Annotated in this window: 2 protein-coding genes; one reads left to right on the top strand and one right to left on the bottom strand. The window is 66.7% G+C overall.

Going from position 1 to position 1,284, the window contains the following annotated elements:
• Positions 1-458 (bottom strand): amidohydrolase family protein (locus J0A65_RS23600; protein ID WP_206596721.1); only part of this gene is annotated, 458 nt, incomplete at its 3' end.
• A 117-nt stretch (positions 459-575) separates the two neighbouring features.
• Here J0A65_RS23600 and J0A65_RS23595 point away from each other — a divergent pair.
• Positions 576-1,284: AraC family transcriptional regulator (locus J0A65_RS23595; protein WP_206596720.1), on the top strand; the 709-nt coding region annotated here is incomplete at its 3' end.

The raw sequence follows: 1,284 nt of genomic DNA, 5'->3' as shown, positions 1-1,284 counted from the left end.
AAACTGATCAGGTTCGGCCCCAGGGGGTGCTGGTCGATGAACTCGCGCCACTGCCGTGGGCCGCTCCAGGTCTTGCGTGTCTGCAGGATCGGCAGCACCTTCTCGCGCGGTACGGTTTCCACGCGGGTGAAAATGTCGGATGCATCCTCGGCCTGGCTGCAGACCATGCTCAGCGAGCAGCTGCCGACCAGTACCGTGGTCACCCCGTGACGCACCGACTCCGACAGACCGGGGGCGACGATCAGCTCGGCGTCGTAATGGGTGTGGGTGTCGAGGAAGCCGGGGGTGATCCACTTGCCACGGGCATCGATGACGCGTTCGGCCAGGTGCTCGTCCAGCGGCTCGGCGCTGATCAGGGCGACGCGGCCATCCTTGATGGCCAGGCTGCGAATGGAGGAGGGGGCTGCGCTACCGTCGAAGTAGCGGCCGCTTTGCACAATCAGGTCGTACTGAGCCACGGATCACCTCGGATTTTTTGTTGTTGTGGGGTGAGACTAAGCCGCTGGCGAGCGTGCGACTTGTCATGACACGACAAACACCGCATCTTCGTCGGGCAAGCCCTTCACGGAGTGGCCATGAGCATTCGCTACGAGGTACGCAGCGCCGCACTGACCGGGTTGCCGGCCGAGGTGACGGCACTGGGCGGCAACCTGGATGACCTGCTGGCGACGGTTGGGCTGAACCGCACGGCGCTGGCCGACGGTGATCGGCTGATCCGTATCGAGCAGGTGATCCGCCTGCTCTGCGAAGCGGCGCGGCAGCTCGCCTGTCCCGACCTCGGCCTGCGCGTGGCTGGCCACCAGGGGTTGCAGATGCTCGGGCCGCTCGGTCGCCTGCTGGCGCGTGAGGCCGACCTGCACGGCGCCTTTTCTGCTGCGCAGCGCTACCTGGCGTTGCACAACAAGGCCGAGCACTGGCGCCTGTCGGCCGTCGGCGACCAGGTTGAGGTGCGCCGTATCGAACATTTCTTCGCCCAGGAGGGCGGTCAGCAGTACCGGGAAATGGCCATCGCTGCCTGTGCCCGCATGGTGCGTGCCATGGGCGGGGCCAACCTGCATCCGTTGCGGATCGCGTTCAGCCACAGCCCCGTCGCGTCGCTCGCCTGCTACCGGCGGCACCTGGGCTGCGAGGTGCTGTTCGACCAGGAGCACGACTGCCTGATCTACGCCGCCAGCGTGCTGCAGCGTCCGGTGCTGGCCATGGCCAGGCGCGATGAGCCGCATCTCGACGACTACCTGCGCACGCTGCTCGACGGCCTGCAGGACAGCCTCGAACTGCAGGTGC

The sequence above is a fragment of the Bowmanella yangjiangensis genome (assembly GCF_017255015.1).
In the GTDB taxonomy this organism is placed as follows: Bacteria; Pseudomonadota; Gammaproteobacteria; order Enterobacterales; family Alteromonadaceae; genus Bowmanella; species Bowmanella yangjiangensis.
The sequence above is the reverse complement of the archived record's forward strand: the minus strand, read 5'-3'. Positions and strand labels throughout refer to the sequence as shown.